At 44.9% G+C, this 16,786-nt stretch carries 18 protein-coding genes; 2 read left to right on the plus strand and 16 right to left on the minus strand.

Going from position 1 to position 16,786, the window contains the following annotated elements; translation table 11 throughout:
• Nucleotides 1-101 precede the first annotated feature (101 nt).
• The 10 genes from ACO4PX_RS02675 to ACO4PX_RS02720 form a co-directional block, all read right to left on the minus strand.
• Nucleotides 102-1,586 carry an aldehyde dehydrogenase family protein gene (locus ACO4PX_RS02675; RefSeq protein ID WP_314345573.1) on the minus strand — a complete coding sequence of 495 codons (1,485 nt, stop codon included), beginning with the start codon at nt 1,584-1,586 and terminating at the stop codon, nt 102-104.
• 261 nt (nt 1,587-1,847) lie between these two features.
• A complete protein-coding gene (locus tag ACO4PX_RS02680) occupies nt 1,848-2,732 on the minus strand; it encodes a late competence development ComFB family protein (protein WP_485571286.1) in 885 nt (294 codons plus the stop codon).
• Nucleotides 2,732-3,514, minus strand: coding sequence for a ParA family protein (locus ACO4PX_RS02685; protein WP_007156848.1), 783 nt, complete (start codon nt 3,512-3,514; stop codon nt 2,732-2,734). The genes ACO4PX_RS02680 and ACO4PX_RS02685 overlap by 1 nt, the downstream gene beginning before the upstream one ends.
• Before the next feature lie 70 nt (nt 3,515-3,584).
• A complete protein-coding gene (locus tag ACO4PX_RS02690; RefSeq protein WP_485571288.1) occupies nt 3,585-4,691 on the minus strand; it encodes a hypothetical protein in 1,107 nt (368 codons plus the stop codon).
• A 252-nt stretch (nt 4,692-4,943) separates the two neighbouring features.
• A complete protein-coding gene (locus ACO4PX_RS02695) occupies nt 4,944-5,900 on the minus strand; it encodes a chemotaxis protein (protein WP_183682913.1) in 957 nt (318 codons plus the stop codon).
• Nucleotides 5,901-5,979: 79 nt separating this feature from the next.
• Nucleotides 5,980-6,468 (minus strand): chemotaxis protein CheD, encoded by a 489-nt coding sequence (locus ACO4PX_RS02700; RefSeq protein WP_007156851.1) that lies wholly within the window; start codon nt 6,466-6,468, stop codon nt 5,980-5,982.
• A gap of 3 nt (nt 6,469-6,471) precedes the next feature.
• Nucleotides 6,472-7,089, minus strand: coding sequence for a chemotaxis protein CheC (locus tag ACO4PX_RS02705; RefSeq protein WP_007156852.1), 618 nt, complete (start codon nt 7,087-7,089; stop codon nt 6,472-6,474).
• Between the two features lie 81 nt (nt 7,090-7,170).
• The gene (locus ACO4PX_RS02710; protein WP_007156853.1) at nt 7,171-7,962 is read right to left on the minus strand and encodes a flagellar hook-basal body protein; all 792 of its coding nucleotides are present in this window, start codon (nt 7,960-7,962) and stop codon (nt 7,171-7,173) included.
• Between the two features lie 18 nt (nt 7,963-7,980).
• Nucleotides 7,981-8,751: a flagellar hook-basal body protein gene (locus tag ACO4PX_RS02715; protein WP_485571290.1), complete on the minus strand. Its 771-nt coding sequence runs from the start codon at nt 8,749-8,751 to the stop codon at nt 7,981-7,983.
• 294 nt (nt 8,752-9,045) lie between these two features.
• Nucleotides 9,046-9,183 (minus strand): hypothetical protein, encoded by a 138-nt coding sequence (locus tag ACO4PX_RS02720; protein ID WP_315365965.1) that lies wholly within the window; start codon nt 9,181-9,183, stop codon nt 9,046-9,048.
• A gap of 205 nt (nt 9,184-9,388) precedes the next feature.
• Here ACO4PX_RS02720 and ACO4PX_RS02725 point away from each other — a divergent pair, with 205 nt between their 5' ends.
• Together ACO4PX_RS02725 and ACO4PX_RS02730 are read left to right on the plus strand one after the other, a co-directional pair.
• Complete coding sequence (locus ACO4PX_RS02725; protein WP_455017729.1) at nt 9,389-9,685, plus strand: antitoxin; 297 nt, start codon at nt 9,389-9,391, stop codon at nt 9,683-9,685.
• Nucleotides 9,633-10,088, plus strand: coding sequence for a type II toxin-antitoxin system VapC family toxin (locus tag ACO4PX_RS02730; protein ID WP_485531952.1), 456 nt, complete (start codon nt 9,633-9,635; stop codon nt 10,086-10,088). Before ACO4PX_RS02725 ends, ACO4PX_RS02730 begins: the two co-directional genes overlap by 53 nt.
• A gap of 472 nt (nt 10,089-10,560) precedes the next feature.
• On the opposite strand, the gene ACO4PX_RS02735 is transcribed toward ACO4PX_RS02730, so the two are convergent.
• The 6 genes from ACO4PX_RS02735 to fliP form a co-directional block, all read right to left on the minus strand.
• A complete protein-coding gene (locus tag ACO4PX_RS02735) occupies nt 10,561-11,340 on the minus strand; it encodes a sigma-70 family RNA polymerase sigma factor (protein WP_007156860.1) in 780 nt (259 codons plus the stop codon).
• Nucleotides 11,341-11,445: 105 nt separating this feature from the next.
• Nucleotides 11,446-13,599 (minus strand): flagellar biosynthesis protein FlhA, encoded by a 2,154-nt coding sequence (gene flhA, locus ACO4PX_RS02740; RefSeq protein WP_485571292.1) that lies wholly within the window; start codon nt 13,597-13,599, stop codon nt 11,446-11,448.
• Nucleotides 13,592-14,677, minus strand: coding sequence for a flagellar biosynthesis protein FlhB (gene flhB, locus ACO4PX_RS02745; RefSeq protein ID WP_485571294.1), 1,086 nt, complete (start codon nt 14,675-14,677; stop codon nt 13,592-13,594). The genes flhA and flhB overlap by 8 nt, the downstream gene beginning before the upstream one ends.
• A 340-nt stretch (nt 14,678-15,017) precedes the next feature.
• Nucleotides 15,018-15,770 carry a flagellar biosynthetic protein FliR gene (locus ACO4PX_RS02750; RefSeq protein ID WP_007156863.1) on the minus strand — a complete coding sequence of 251 codons (753 nt, stop codon included), beginning with the start codon at nt 15,768-15,770 and terminating at the stop codon, nt 15,018-15,020.
• Nucleotide 15,771: 1 nt separating this feature from the next.
• Nucleotides 15,772-16,038: a flagellar biosynthetic protein FliQ gene (locus ACO4PX_RS02755; RefSeq protein ID WP_007156864.1), complete on the minus strand. Its 267-nt coding sequence runs from the start codon at nt 16,036-16,038 to the stop codon at nt 15,772-15,774.
• A 15-nt stretch (nt 16,039-16,053) separates the two neighbouring features.
• Nucleotides 16,054-16,710 carry a flagellar type III secretion system pore protein FliP gene (gene fliP, locus ACO4PX_RS02760; RefSeq protein WP_308579542.1) on the minus strand — a complete coding sequence of 219 codons (657 nt, stop codon included), beginning with the start codon at nt 16,708-16,710 and terminating at the stop codon, nt 16,054-16,056.
• Between the last annotated feature and the right edge of the window lie 76 nt (nt 16,711-16,786).

A 16,786-nucleotide genomic window follows, 5' to 3' on the forward strand; every position in this document is an offset into this window, starting at 1 on the left:
GTGCCCCAAATTTAGACCTATATTGCTTAGAAAACTATTTTGATTTTTTACAGCCTCTTCTCTATTTTGTTCTTTGGAAATTTGTTTAGATATTTCGTATTTTACTTCTTCGGATAGAAGCCGGAGGGCTCTTCCTTCAGGTTAATCAAAATATTCTTCATCTGGGTGTAGTGTTCCAAGATAACCTTATGGGTTTCTCTTCCCACGCCGGAGGTCTTGTAGCCGCCGAAGGGGGCTCCTGCCGGAATGGCATTGTAGGTATTAACCCACATTCTTCCGGTTTCAATAGCTCTGGATACCCGGATAGCCCGGTTAATGTCTCTGGTCCATACTGCACCGCCCAAGCCGAAGTCGGAGTCATTTGCCATGGCAATCACTTCTTCCTCTGTCTTAAACTTGATGATAACCGCTACCGGTCCAAAGATTTCTTCTCTTGCCGCCTTCATGCTGTTGTCTACATTCACTAATAGTGTAGGTCTGTAGAAGGCACCCTTGGAAAGCTCTCCCTCATCAAAAACTCTTCCGCCGCAGGCAATCTTAGCACCGTCCTGTACAGCGATGTCCACGCAGGACTGAATCTTCTCTACCTGTCTGTCATTGACCTGAGAGCCCATCTGGGTATCCGGATCCAAAGGATTTCCCACCTTCACCTTATTGAACTGCTCTACCGCAGCCTCTACGAAGCGGTCGTAAATGTCCTCATGGACAAAGACACGGGAGCCTGCACAGCAAACCTGTCCCTGGTTAAAGAGGATACCAAGCTGTAAACCGTCGATAGCCATATCGAAATCACAATCCGGGAAGAAGATATTGGCAGACTTTCCTCCAAGCTCCAGAGTTGCCGGAATCAGCTTTTCTGCCGCAGCCTTTGCCACGCTGTAGCCCACCTCTGTAGAACCGGTGAAGGCCAGCTTTCTGAAGCCCTTATGCTCCAGCATGTACTGTCCGGACTTGGAGCCTGCACCGGAGATAATGTTAATCACACCCTTGGGTACAATATCCTTAATCAGCTTCATCAACTCCAATACACTAAGGGGTGTGGCTGAGCTGGTTTTTAAAACGGTACAGCATCCAGAAGCCAGTACCGGTGCCAGCTTCCAAGCCGCCATCAGGAAGGGGAAGTTCCAGGGTACAATCTGTCCCACTACGCCGATGGGCTCCCGAATGATTAAGGAAAGGGTATTTTCATCAAAGAAGCTGGCAGAATCCTCCTCCGTACGGATAGCTCCCGCAAAATAACGGAAGTGGTCTGCCGCAAAGGGAACATCAATATTCATGGTTTCCCGGATGGGCTTTCCGTTATCCAAGCTCTCCACCTTTGCCAGATGCTCCTTATTTTTGTCAATCACATCCGCAATATCCAAAAGAATCTTGGAACGCTGAATTTTATCCAGCTTCTTCCAGCTGTCAAAGGCCTTCCATGCCGCATTTACTGCTCTATCCACATCTTCTCTGGTCGCCTCAGCCACCTTGGCCAACGCCTCTCCTGTAGCAGGAGAATAGGTGGTAAAGGTCGCCTTATCCGAACTCTCGCAAAACTCTCCGTCAATAAACAATCCATACTGTTCCTGTAATCCGTATGCCATAAAAATTCCTTTCTTTGCTAACTGTACCGGTTTAAATGGGATATTTCTTTTATATCCCATCTATTTACTGGGAATAATTGTATCATTATAAATACAAATAAAACAAGAGCTTCCCTTTCGGAAAGCCCTTAAAAAAATATAAATTGTTTATATAATTTTTTGAATCAATTTCGGGTTTTTGTAGTAATCGAGCAACATCGGAAAATACAATATTTCCCTTTATTCCGCATATCTCTAAACCGCTACAGAAAAAGGACATCCTTATGCTATCCCCTGACTGTTCTTCAGATTCTTTCTCTCCTCCGCGTCAAACTTGGTAGTGTCTCTACCTCTGTTCGGATCATGGTGAGGATGCATCTTAACCTCCAGTACCGCCTTTAACATCGCTACAAAAATATCAGACTGGTACTTGCTCTGATAGAAACCGATCATAGGAGAGGTCTTATCCTTATCCAGCACCACATATTTCGCAGGAAGCTGGGTGAGAGACAGGGCAGTCACATCGGCGATACACTTATCACAGGTACAGCCTCCGTGCTTTTGAATCAGCCCTCGTACATCCTTGGTTTTAAGGATATCCAGCATCACATTGACAATGTGGAACTCAGGTTCCGGCTCATCATATTCCGCCAGAAGCTTCTTCTCCAGATTCAACTGAATTTCATTGGTGATTTTATCATTTTCGGAAGATTCATCAATAACGGTAATCTTACTCTTCTTGTAGGAAGGAAGGGATGCCGGCTCTTCTTTCTCCTGATTCTCCGCCTTGCTTTCCTCTTCTAAAGCTCTTTGCAGTTCTTCTTTCTGCTTTTCCTCTTTCTGCTTTTCTGCCTCCTCGGCCTCTTTCTTATGTTCTTCCTTTATCTGCTCTTCCTTCACATCGAAGTTTTCCACAGCAGATTGGAAGTTACTTACCGCACCGTCAAAGTGCTCTGCAGCCTCTTTGGTCTTCTTTGCCGCCTCATGGAAGTCGGAAAGCATATTGGAATCAAGCGTTACTCCTGCCCCGCCGGAAGCATTTCCTCCGGCATTTGCCTGTGCACTTCCTCCGGCCTGCTCTACCCCTTCTTCCGCTGCAGGAGCGGAGGTTAATAAATTCAACACATGGGATGTTTTGTTGGATTTCGTTGTCTTCTTTGTAGCCATTATCCGATCACCTCTCTTAAATGGATATCCTCTGCGATTTCCTCAATGAATCTTGCGTAATCGGTTACCGCAGGAGAACGTTTGTTATAGGAAAAGATATCTTCCCCATGGGCCGGCGCTTCCGCAATGGCCACTCCGGGACGAATCTTCGTTTCGAAAACCTTGGTGGAAATCTGTTCCGCTAGGCCTCCTGCCATTTCCTCCACGTCTCTTGCCAAAGTGGTTCTCTTGTCAAACTTGTTCAAAAGAATCCCTAAGACCTTTAAATCCTTATTAAGCCCCTGTTTTACCGTATCAATGGTTTCCCTTAGCTGTGACAATCCTACCAAAGACAGGATATCCGAGGACATGGGAATAATTAAGAAATTCGATACGGCATAGGCATTGATGGTTAATAAATTCAATGCCGGGGGAGTATCAATCACCACATAATCATAGTAATCCATCAGGGGTTGCAGCATTTCCTTCAAAGCCACTTCCCGCTTTCCGGGAGCCAGCTTTTCCAGTCCTGTGGTGGAAAGAGAAATGTCGGAGGGTAAAATATCGCATTTTTTCAGTCGGCGAATCGCCTGCTGCACCCGAACCTTGCCCTGTAAGGCATCCAATATGGTGGTGGGGTTGCTTCCCTCTAAGCCCATACAAAAGCCTAAGTTTCCCTGTGGGTCTAAATCAATGCCCAAAACCTTCGCTCCACGGTCTGCCAGTCCTGCGCAGATGGCTGCCGAGGTGGTGGTTTTTCCTACGCCTCCCTTTTGATTGGATACTGTGATAATGATTGACAAAATGAACCTCCCTGCATCAAAAAATCCTGACTAAGCAAACGAAACAGCATGCTTAGGGAAAAGATTTTTCTTATGCATCTTCCTGTGATGAATAGAAAGAAAGTTCTTCCTTTGTAAAGTTCTTTAAGCCCTCGGTGATACCTGCCTCATCCAGATTAAAACGCTTTCCCGGATAGCTTTCCCCATATTGGTTCTTCAAGGTCAGCAGCTCACTTTGGTACAAGGATTGGGAGATACTGTCGGAAAATGAACGATACTCCGGGTCTCCGTAGGCATTTGCCCCGGTGGACAGGGAGAAAATCTGCTCCAATCCCGCATTCTTTGTGACACGGAAAATGGAATCACTGTTTCCGTTATGCCGATAAACTACCGGCTCTCCCGTTAAGTTGTTCTTTCTCAGTTCTACCTGATAAGCGCCGTTGGCTTCCTCTTCTAAAAGGGCCGCAAGGCTTCTCTCCTTGTTCTGTGCTACAGAACTTCCCTTCTGCTCTGGTAACTTCTCTTGATAGAGGATAACGGATAATACGGATTTCGGTTCTTCTTTTCCCTCTTCCACGGCTTCTTTATAGAGGACAAGATCCTTATAGCCGTCCTGATCCATATCAATTAAGGCAAAGGATTTTGGAAAAACTTCCTCTCCGGCGAGAGTCTTTTCGGAGCTTTCCGGATCAGCCACATCCACCGCCCGCTTCTTTCCGAAGTCCTTGGTCTTGTCCTTTTCCAGTTCTTCTCTAAGCATCTGACGATACTTATTGAAGTTTACAAGCTCTTTTCCTTCCTTCCCGATATAGGTCTTACCGTCCTTGGAAAACTCTTCTTCCAAAAGTCTTCCGTCCTGATCAAAGAAGTACTCTGTCTTATCCTCCGAATCCACATACTTTCCTGTGGTCATCAGGCCGCCGCTTCCGATATGGTAGGACTGTCCGTTATAGTTAATCCACTCATTTTCCAAAGGAGTATTCGGCCCCAGCATAAAATACCAAGATTCTCCCTGCTGCACCCATTCTCCGTCCGAAGCACTGACCTCTGCAAAGGCCGGCACTGCGGATAAACACAATGCGGAAAGACCGAACAGGAAAGCCGCACTTTTTTTGGAAAAGCGACAACGGGACAAAGCGTCCTTTCCGTTTCGGGAAAGAGTCTTTGTCTCCTTCTGCATAAATCCTTTAATCTTCATCCCTTATCTCCTCCATTATACCCAATTCAAAATCCAATGTATAGTATATTGAACAAAAAGGACGAAAGAACTTCTTTCTTCCTGAAAGTGCTCCTCCGTCCTTGGTCCATCTCAATTCTTATTATATCTTTTCACTTCTGTCCAGTGAAATTTTTCTAACATTCTCTACTGTTCAGTATAAGCCACTCGTCATACTCTGCCGTTCCATAAAACTTTCCAAACTACTCTACCGTTCAGTGAAATTTTTCCTGATTACTCTTCATTTCTGAAGCCTGCATGCTCAGACTCCAAGAAGCGCTTGATTAAAACGTCCAAAACCTCTACCAGATGGCCGATTTCCGGCTTGGTCAGCTGCTCGTCCGCTCCCAACTCTTTTCCTTTAATACGCATCTGATCGTTAATTAAGGAAGAGAAGATTACAACAGGAATTCTCTTTAGACGCATATCTTCTTTTACCAGCTTGGTAAGGCGATGTCCGTCCATAATCGGCATCTCAATATCGGTAATTAATATATTTGCCTTTTTGTAAAGGTCAGGGTCATTCCGGAGAGAAGAAAGGTAATCCCAGCACTCCTGTCCGTTGTTAAAGATTTTAACATCCTTAAAGCCTGCCTTCTGCAAGGAAGTGCCAATCATTTTCTGAAGAAGAACAGAGTCTTCTGCAATGACTACCGGCGCTGTGGTAATATCTCTTTCACCCATCTGCTCAATTTCTTCAATCTGAATGCTGGTTTCCGGAGAAATTTCCGCAACAATCTTCTCGAAATCCAGAATGGTTACCAGCTGGTTATCGCACTGAGCAATACCGGTAGCTACGGATTCTGCACCATTTGCCAAGGTACGATCCGGCTTCTGGATGCTCTGCCAGGAAATACGGCTGATACCCTCAATAGAATCCACACGGAAAGCTACCATCATTTTATTAAAATGAGTGATGATGAACAGATCTCTTGCTCCCTGCTCCGGTGTAGCGCCGGTCAGATAGTTCGCCAGATTGATTACGGTAATCAGCTGCTCTCTCGGCTTGAAAAATCCCTCTACGGAAGGATGAGAATGGGGCATAGGCTTAATCTTCTCAGTCATCATGATTTCTTTTACCTTAGCCACATTGATTCCGTAAAACTCTCCCAGAACACGAAACTTCATAATCTCAATTTCGTTGGTTCCGGACTCTAATAAAATGCCTTCCTTTTCGTTTTTCTTCTTCATTTCTATAATCCTCTCCCTTTTCGTTCTTCCCTGAACCCGGGACTAGCCTCTTGCCCGCATTACAGTTTGTTATCTATCCTTAAATCCGAACATCATCCCGTCCGTAGGTCCGTATCAACACTTCCCCCGTTCCGGTGTCCAGACTCATGGTCCTTGCATAATTTGCGCCGGTGTCTTCCGCCACCAGCTGTATTCCCTCTTCCCGAAGAATTTTTTTAACACTTTCAATATTTCGCTGTCCAATGTTTCCGAAGCCCGCATTTCCGCTGATTTCGAACATCTTGGCCCCTCCTGCGATTTTCACCGTGGTACGGCTTTTCACCATACCGAAGGCTGCCATTTTCCGGAGGGTTTCCCTAATCCCGGTATCCGCATATTTGAATACGTTGGGATCCGATAAATTGACCTGTTCCGGCAACATGATATGAAGTAGTGCCCCCAGCTTGATATAAGAATCATAAAAGGCCAGTCCTATACAGGAGCCTAAAGCGTAGGTAATGATCACTCCCTCTCCTCGGGTCAGCTTCATGTCGCCAATCCCTACCTTGAGTTGTTTCTCCAAAAGCATGGTTTACACTCCCAGCTTTTCCAGAATCGTATTCAAGGAGCTTATATCAGGTAACATCAAAAGCCACGAGGGAAGACTTTTGCCATCCATGACAAATTCCGCATTACAGTACATCAGCTTATCCGTTTCATAGCCAAACTCCACCATAGGAACGGTAAGAATTCCTCCCAGCATATTCACTGTACTGCTGGGCACCGACAGATTTAAGTCCACATGCACCAAATCCGAGAAGGCGTTGATGTAGGAGCAAATGACGATATTTCCCACCTCCGCCAGTGCGGAAAAGGCCATGGAATCCATCTCGGCAAATTTGTCGTAGTTCTTATCCAACAGTTTTTCCAAAACCGTATTGGCAAAGTTTCGGTCATAGAGGAAAAGCATCAAGCCGTTTAAATCTCCGGACATTTGTACCAGAGTTGCTCCTACGATTTCTTCCTCATCACCGATTCGTTTTACCGCCCCGTTATAGCCCAAAATCTGCACCTGGGGAATGGTAATCCGCACTTCTTTTTGGAGTAATTGGGAAAGGGCCGTTGCTGCATGTCCCGTTCCTATACTTCCAATCTCCTTCATCACATCCAGTTCCTGAAGGTTCATGTCTTCATAACGATTAATCTTCATTCTTTACTCCACTCCTTTGGATTCTCTTTCCTTCCATTCCTTGGTTCCTCTGCTTTGAAAGAATGAGTAAGTCTTTAGCTATTATCCTCTAAGCTGGTTGATGGTACCTTCCACTTCATCGGAGGTCTGAACCATCTTTAAGGCATAAGTAAAGGCTCTCTGGCTTTCAATCAGTCTGGTCATCTCCTTTGCCATATCGGTTCCGGAGCTTTCCAGTGTTCCGGACTCCAAAATAGGATTCTGTATTACAGAATCTTTGTTGTTTTGGTCTCCCGGACGAATCGCCAACTCATTATCGCCCTTATTTACTAATCGGCTCGGATAGTTGATTGTATAAACACCAATTTTCTGCTTTACTTCCTCGGTGGCATTGTTGGCATTTGCCGTATTTCCACCGGTCTGTCCTGCCGCTTCAATCGCCTTTAAAGCGGTGTCATCCGCCAGCATCTTCTTTCCGTTTTCATCCAAAACATGCTTTCCGGACTCTGTAAAAAGATAGAACTTTCCATCCGGCATTTCTCCTGCGTGGAAGTGTCCGTTTCTGGTATAAGTAATCTCCCCTGAGGACGGATCCTGTAATTTAAAGAAAGCATTGGCATTTCCGATAGCATAGTCATTAGGCTGTCCTGTAGTATGAAAAGCCGCAGGACTATACTCCGTATTGGTACGAACCACTGCGGTTCCCGCCTCTGCCTGCAAATCGGTCTTTGCTTCCGGAGAATCGTTTAAGTTATAGTTAATCAGGTCGGAAAAAATAGCATTTTTCGGCTTAAAAGCGGTATTGTTGATATTGGCAAGGTTATTGGAAATAACTCCCATCTTCTTTTGGCTGGCATCTGCTCCCAGAGCCCCCACATAGAAGGACATATTCATCTTAGTTTCTCCTTATATTTAAATTCGTCCCACATCGGAACTGGCTTTAGCCATTACCGTGTCATACATTCTCAGCATCTGTGCCGCACTTTGCAGTGCTCTTTGGGAACTCATCATGGTAGTCATTTCATCCACCATGTTTACATTGGATTTTTCCAGCATTTTCCAGTTAATACTGCTGTCTGCCGGCTTTTTCAGCTCCGTCTGATTGGTGGAAAAGAGGTTATTGTCCTCCTTATGTAAAGCGTTATAATCCGCAAAATCTACCACCTTCAGAGTACCGTAAACGGTTCTGGTATTACCCGTACTGTTGGGATCAAAGATGGAACCGTCCGGATCGATGGCAAAGTTATCATTGGGAAGCACGATATCGTGACCTTCCTCACTCTGTACTTTTCCAATCCCTGCCAGCTCTAACACACCGTTTTCATTCACAGAGAAGGCTCCTCCTCTGGTATAGCGGGTTCCCTGGGGGGTGCTGACCGCGAAAAATCCCTTTCCGGAAATGGCGGTATCGTATATTCCGTCCGTAAGCTCATAGGAACCCTGCTCATAATCCGTATAGGTCTTGGAGGCGGACTTGATTCTGGAAGCCACCGCCAAATCCTCAGGTCTCTTCTTATTGTATTTTCCGGTCCGAATCATCATTTCTTCTTTAAATGTGCTGCTCACCATGGTGTCTTTCTTATATCCGGAGGTCTGGATATTCACCATGTTGTTACTGATATTGTTTAGATTTCTCCTTTGGGTAATCATCCCGGAGGCTAAGTCATAGAATCCTTGATACATTCCTTTTCCTTTCTGAAGACATGAATCTTTAATCTTCTCTCTTATATCGACAGGCTTTGGGAAAATATTAAGGGGGATTTGGGGGGAAATGGAGAAAATGAAATGTGAGCTGGGGCGCCTGAAGGGTAGGGGGGAGGAAGAAAGACACGCTCTCGCTAAACCTCGCCTCGTAGCGGTACTAAGGAGTAAGCTTCGTTTCACTTGCTTCCTCCAAGTACCGACGGGCTCACATTGTCTTTCTTCCTCCCCCCTACCCTTCAGGCTGATTTGCCCTACTTTTTACTACTCTCCCCCTCATTTTTCTTCACTTTCTCGATGTACCGTCATGCTCGCATTTCTTTCTTCCTCCCCCCTACCCTTCAGGCTGATTTGCCCTACTCTGCTTTTCCACTCTCCCTTTTCTCTGCTTTCCCGAAGTGCTGTCTGGCTCACATTGGCTTTCTTCCTTCCCCTCTCCTTCGGGCTGTTAGCTTCCCACTCTTTATTTCACTTTCTTAGTCAATATCGTTTATTAGTATTGAATCGTAAATACATTCATTTGAAATTAATCATTGCATTTCTGTTGCATTTTATTGCTTTTTGAATGGAATTCCCTTATTATCAGGTTAATAGTAAAAAACATTGGAGGTGGAAATTTATGAAAACCATCAGTATTCGTTTGGAAGATCACATCTATGATGAGTTGGATGAAATGCTTGGTGAAATGGGACAAAGTAAGCAAAGCTTTTATGAAACCTATACCAAAACTGCACTTAGGGAGAGAAGTATACCTTTTGTAGTCTGTGCTCCCCGCAAGGATGAAGCTTTGCCTAAAAAAGAAAAAATGGAAGCCTTTCAACGTCTTGAAAAATTAAGATTATCTGCAGAAGGAGCCTTGGATTATGACAAAGAACGAGCAAATGCTACTCAAGAAAAATATAAAGATTTTTCTTGATACCAATGTCCTTTTGAATTACATCACCAATCGAGAGGACAATGAATTAGAAGCTTCTAAAGAAATCATTAAATCTTGCGCCTTCGGCCAGTATGAGGGCTATATTTCCTTACAATGTTTACCAACCATATGGTTTGTTCTTCGGAAATATGATGATGAGAGAAAAAGATCTGCCTTAAGGGAATTATGCTCTATCTTTACCATAGTTGGTACCTCTCAAATGGAAGTTCTTGATGCTATTAATCGTACTGCATTTCTGGATTTTGAGGATTGTTTACAATCTAAATGTGCATTAGAAGCTGAAGCAGACTTTATTATCACTTGCAATGGTAAAGATTTCTTGAACTCCGAAGTAAAAGCCCTAAGTCCCAATCAATTTTTGAATTTACTTGCCCATGAATAATAGACTCAGTAAGAGATGTCCAATATTTCATAGTCATCGAAAACCATACAAAGCACGGCGAACTACACACAGAGAAAGTGTGGATGACTTGGCGTGTCAATAGACTGGCGGGTAAGTGTAGAATGGAGAAAGACGATGTGAACCCATCCGTTTTTGAAAGAAGTAGAAAAAAAGAAAACCCAAAAGTGGGCATGCCAACAGCCTGAAGAATAGGGGGAACGCGAAAGACAATGTGAGCCCGTCGGTACTTGGAGGAAGCAAGTGAAACGAAGCTTACTCCTTAGTACCGCTACGAGGCGAGGTTTAGCGGGAGCGTGTCTTTCGCGTTCCCCCTATCCTTCAGGCGTCCCATGCCGCTCTTTTCTCCTTCCTCTTCCGCTAGCCGGCTGACCTGTCTTTTTCCATCCCCCTATTCTTCAGGCATCCCCTGCCCTTCCTTTTCTTCTCCTATCAAAAAAGGACTAAGCATCGCTTAGTCCTCTCCATGTTCACCCATATACTTCCGCAGCTTGCGGATAGCAATGCTATGCAGCTGGGATACGCGGGGCTGAGATACTTCCATTACCTCCGCAATCTGGTTCATATTCAATTCTTCCACATAATATAAGGAAATAACCAGTTTTTCCTTTTCCTGTAAGGATTCAATGGCCTCTGTCAGCGCGCGGACATTTTCCTTCTGCATAAAGCTGAATTCCGGTTGGGTGCTGTGATCCTCGGAAGGAATCTGCAGGAGGGTTTCATTTCCCTCATCGTAGGTCATATCCAGAGAAAGCACATTGACCATGTTGCTCATTCTCTGAATCTTCTGCAGCTTCTTTACGTTCATATTCAAATAGTCTGCCAGCTCCTCATCCGTAGGGGCTCTTCCCAGACGATTGTTCAGCTCTACCGTGGCGGTTTCAATGGAACGGCTGTCCTTATGGAAATTTCGGGGAAGCCAGTCATTTTTCCGCATCATATCAATAACCATTCCCCTGATACGTCGGGAAATAAAGGTCTCGAACTTATTGTCCTTACTCTCATCATAGCGTTCGATAGCCCGCATGATTTCGATTACCCCTTCGTTTACGATATCATCGGTCTGCATGAAATCATGGTACATTTCCCGCATTTGATAAGCAATAGAGCGCACGATGTAAACGTAGCGCATGGTAAGCTCCTGCTTAACCTCTTGGGAGCCGGTCTCCTTATAGAGGGCAAAAAGCTCCTCATTTGATTTTTCTTCCAGTTGGGAATAATTCAACACGTTCAATCTCAACCCCTCTTTCCCTTCGTACTCTACTCTTTTTCTTACTCCTGCATGTAGGTCTTTTAAAGTAGAGTCTCAAGTAAGATTTTAAAAATTTTTTTTATTAAATTAAGCGGTTCCCTTTTCCTCCAGGTCATCCTCCAAACGAAGGCTTCCGATGGCCTGAATCTGCACGTTGCTGGCTACCTCATTAAAGGAAAGCACCCGCACATTGGGATAGAACTGCTCTATCAAATGATAGAAATGAATGCGCATCACCTGGGAGGTGAGGATCAAAGGAGGACTGGATAAATTATTAAACTTCCTGCTTTCCTCCGCCACCTGACGAATCAGACTCTGTAAAAGTTCCGGGCTTAAGGCCAGATAAAGGCCGTTTTCTCCTCTGGCCAGAGAGTTTACCATGGTTCTCTCCAGTCCTGCATCCAGGGTAATCACCTTCATGTTACCGTCTTCACAATACATTCTGGTAATGGTTCTCTTTAATGAAGCACGAACCTTTTCCACAATCTGATCCGTATCCTTCACCGGCAATCCGGTTTCGCTAATACATTCAAACATGGTCTCTACGATGGTTTCCAAGTCCTTGATGGAAACCCCTTCTCGCAAAAGGGTAGTCAGTACCTTTTGCAAAAGGTTGTAGCTGATGACTCCCGGAAAGGCTTCTTCACAAAGCTCCGGTGCGGTTTTCTTTAAGTTTTCCACCAGACGAACCACTTCCTGTCTGGTCATCAACTCATAGGCATGCCGTTTAATGGTTTCCGATAAGTGGGAAAGCATTACGGACAGCGGGTCGATTACCGTATAACCGTAAAGCTCCGCCCTCTCCCGGTTTTCCGGTCGAATCCACTTGGAAGGGATACCGTAGGCCGGCTCAATGGTTTCAATTCCGTCGATGGCATCCTCCACATCGTCCGGCTCCAAAGCCAGGACATAATCTGTCAGGATTTCACCCTTGGCGATTTCCTCACCCTTAATCTTAATGCTGTATTCATTGGTTCCCAGGCTGGAGGAATCTCTTAGACGGATGGAGGGTACTACAAAGCCGATATCCTGAGCATACTGTCTTCGGAAAATGACGATTCTCTGAATCAATCTTCCTCCTACGGACTCATCCGCCAAGGGAATTAAGCTGTAGCCGAAGTCCATTTCAATGGGTTCCACCTGTAGAAGGTTGTAAACATTGTTAACATCCTTGAAGTAATCCTCCTCGGATTCCGCAGGAGCCTGGGCTGCTTCTCCCTGGGCTTCCTGGGGCTGGGGAGGCGCTTCCATACTGGGTAACAAACCTTCCCCTTCCGTCCTTGCCCGCTCCGGCTCTTCCTTGATTCTCTTTTCCAGGAAGTATCCTGCCGCGATAAAGCCTCCGGCAACAGGAAGAATCTGTAAAATCGGCATTCCCGGAATCAGCATCAGTACGCCCATGGCAATTCCAGTAATCATCATGGCACGGGGCTGCTGGGTGAACTGCTTGGAAACGTCCTCATTTAAGGAGCCTTCGGATACTGCACGGGTTACAATCATACCGGTGGAAACGGAAATCAAAAGAGAAGGAATCTGTCCTACCAGACCGTCTCCCACGGTGGCGATAGAATAGGTAGAAAGCACGGTAGCCACCGGCTGTCCTGACTGGACAATACCGATAATACTACCACCCACCAGGTTGATGGCGGTGGTAATGAGAGACATGACACCGTCTCCCTTTACAATCTTGGTAGCACCGTCCATGGAACCGTAGAAGTCGGATTCTCTCTGAATCTTCTCTCTCCGCTCTCTGGCCTGCTTCTCCGTAATCATTCCGGAGGAAAGATCCGCGTCAATGGCCATCTGCTTACCGGGCATCGCATCCAACTTGAATCGGGCTGCTACTTCGGATACACGCTCCGCACCCTTGGTAATAACGATAAACTGCATCAATACGATAATCAGGTAAATAATCAAACCTACTACCACGTTTCCTCGTACCACGAAGTCTCCGAAGGCCTTAATAATCGCTCCGGAAGAACCGCCGTTGGTTAAGATATTTCTGGTTGTGGAAACGTTGATTCCCAAACGGAAAAGGGTGGTAATTAAAAGTAAGGACGGGAAAATAGACAATTCCAGCGGTTCCCGAATCGTCATGGTAATCACTAGAATCATCATGGAAATGGCCATATTCACCACAATCGCCACGTCAACCATCATGGCGGGGAGGGGAATAATGAGGAGCAATATGAGAACCAGTACAAAAAGTACTACTCCATTTTGCAAAATGTTTTTAACCATCCCTGTTATCTTCCTTCGCTTTTTCTAAAATATCCTGTCTGTTTTCTTTCTGGTAGATATACACTAAGATTTCCGCTACAGCCCCGTAAAAATCTCCGGGGATTTCTTTGCCCACATGACAAAGGGGGTACATTGCCCGGGCCAGAGGCTTGTTCTCAATAGCAGTTACACCATTGGCTTCTCCTACAGCCACAATTCTCAGGGCCAATTCATCCTGTCCCTTTGCCAGAACCACCGGGGCGGTATTTTTGTCCGGATCATACTTAATGGCAATAGCCAGGTGTTCCGGGTTTCGAATAATCACATCCGCGTCCGGAACCTGCTGCATCATTCGCTGATTGGCTCTGGCACGCATTTGCTGCTTCATTCTTCCCTTGATTTCCGGATTACCTTCCAGCATCTTGTACTCATCTTTTACTTCCTGCTTGGTCATCTTTAAGTTATTTTCATATTCCCACTTCTGATACATAAAGTCGAAAAGGGCAATAATCAAAAAGACTCCGCAAACTCTGGTAATCAGGTCGAACATCATGGACACCAGGGCCAGGCTGGAATTTTGAATGTCCATGTGCACCATCTTGGCAATGGGAATGATATCCGCCTTAATGATGGAATAGAGGAAATTAATGAGAATAATAATCTTCAAAATATTCTTCAATAATTCCACTACATTTTTTTTGGAAAAAATCCTTCCTAAGCCCTGCATGGGGTTTAGCTTGGAAAACTTAGGCGTTAATAATTTAAAACTGATGTTGAATCTGGTCTGTACCAGGCTGGCTATTACCCCCAAAAACATGGTCACCAATAGCAAAGGCATGGCGGACTTCACAAAAAGCCAGGTGAAGCGCAGGTACAGCTTATTGGAAATGGGGCTGGGCTCATCTAAAAGTTCTAAAATATAGGAAAGAAAATTCCTCAAATCCTTATAGATGAAGGGCATCATAAAGCGGACAGCATAAAACACGCCGAATAAAACCGCTACAGTGACAATGTCTCTACTTTGAAAAACATTACCTTCCTTTCTGGCGTCACTTCGCTTTTTTTCGGAAGGCGCTTCGGTCTTGTCGCCGTCTGCCACTGTTAACCCTCTCTTTCCCCGGTATTCCTATTCTTTTACATCTTGATGAGTTTAGCTAATGCATTTCAATTCGTCTATAGGCAATTTCACTAGTTTTTAAGTTTTTTTTAATTCAGCTTATGCTTTTCCCCTGAAAAATCAAAAGAAAAATTAAAAATATTCATTATTTCAATTCTTCTGATTTTAGGCTGTTTTTTCCTTTGCTTAAACTTGGCTGTTTCTCTTGCTATTTTACGGATTCTTAAATTTTCGAGCCCTTTTCCACTTTTTTCTAAAGCGTCCCATAATTTTTTTCTAAAGCAATCCCATAACTTTATCTAAAGCAATCTCATAACTTTTTCTAAAGCAGTCCCATGACCTTATTCAGACTCTCAAAGGCAAATGCTATAAAGTCCTTCATCTTATCCGTAATGGGAATCAAAAGGAAGTAAAGCATGGAAAAGCCCAGAATAATTTTCAGCTGGAAGTTCACCGCGAAAATGTTAATCTGGGGAATTATACGCATAAGAATACCCAAAGCAATCTCGGACATCAGCTCCAAGCCCATAATCGGGAAGGCCAGCTCCAAGCCCATCTTCATGGAAGCCACAAAGAGGGAAAGCATCAGCTTCGGCATCAATAAAAGCTTGATGGAAATTCCTCCAAAGGGATGGGTGTCAATGGTTTGAAACAAAAGCTCCAAAAACCGCAGATGCCCGTCCATGGAAAAAAATAAAAGCATCATAAAGCCGTAGAAAAGTCCCGTACTCACCGTAGCCTGGGATCCGCTTTGGGGGTCGAAAACCTGAGCCATGTTTAAGCCCATGGAAAAGTCCATAATGGATGTGGCAAAACGCAGGCAGGTAAAGGCCAGCTCCATGGCAAAGCCCAGACAGAAGCCTACGAAAAGTTCCTTTAAAAGCATAAAGCCATACTCCAGAATACTTCCCGGCATATGATGAAGCTCTCCGCCGATATGCACATAGCAAATGGCGGAAAGCATAAAAATCAAAGCTGCCCTGGCGCGACGGGGATAATCCGTTCTTCCAAAGACAGGATTAAAGGCAATGGCCCCTGTCATTCGCATGACAATAAAGGAAAATAAGACCAGCATATTATCCTCCTGCCACCATTTTCATAATCATGGTGAAAAAATCCTGCATGGTCTTTAAGAGGGTTCCTCCCAAAACCGTCAGCATGATAATAATGGCAATAAGCTTCGGAACAAAGGTCAGCGTCTGCTCATTGATGGAGGTTGCCGCCTGAAAGATGGCAATCACGATACCCAAAATCATGCTCACCAAAAGGAAGGGCATAGCAATCCTTAGGGACAGCATAAAGGTTTGGTTCATAATATCTAAAATTTCCGCACTATCCAGCATTTTCTTCCCCTTTCCCTATCGGAAACTGTTGACCACACTGGAAAAAAGCAGGTTCCATCCATCTACGGTGATAAAAAGCAAAAGCTTAAAGGGCATAGACACCATGGCGGGAGGCAGCATTACCATACCCATAGCCATCAAGGTGGTGGATACTACCACGTCAATTAAGAGGAAGGGCAGGTAAATCAAAAAGCCGGCGGTAAATCCTCTTTTCAGCTCCGAAGTCATAAAAGCGGGGGTTACCACGGTTAAGGGATAATCCTTCGGATCCTTTTGCAGCTCCACCTTACTCATGGATACAAAACGATCCAGGGTGGCCTTTTCCGTATTTCGGAGCATAAACTCCTTCATATCCTTTCCCATTATATTTAAAGCTTCTTCCTGGGTAACCGTTCCCTTCTTATAGGGTTCATAAGCCTCCGCATTAATTTTATTCAAGGTGGGGCTCATGATGTAGAGAGTCAAAAAGAAAGCAATCCCCGCCAAAACCATGTTGGGAGGGGTTTGCTGAACACCCATGGCGTTTCTGGTAAAGGATAAAATGATGATGATTCTGGTGAAGGAAGTCATCATAATCACAATGGAAGGCAGTAAAGCCACAAGGGTTAATAAGTAGATCAGTTCCAGGGTAGGAACGGAACCGCCATTTAATCCCGACAATAATTCATTCATCCTTATACCTCACTATCCAAATCGGAAGCGGAAGCTTTCTCCTCTTCCCCATTCCATGCGCCGGCGGCATTCTTTA

Source organism: Oribacterium sp., assembly GCF_057249185.1.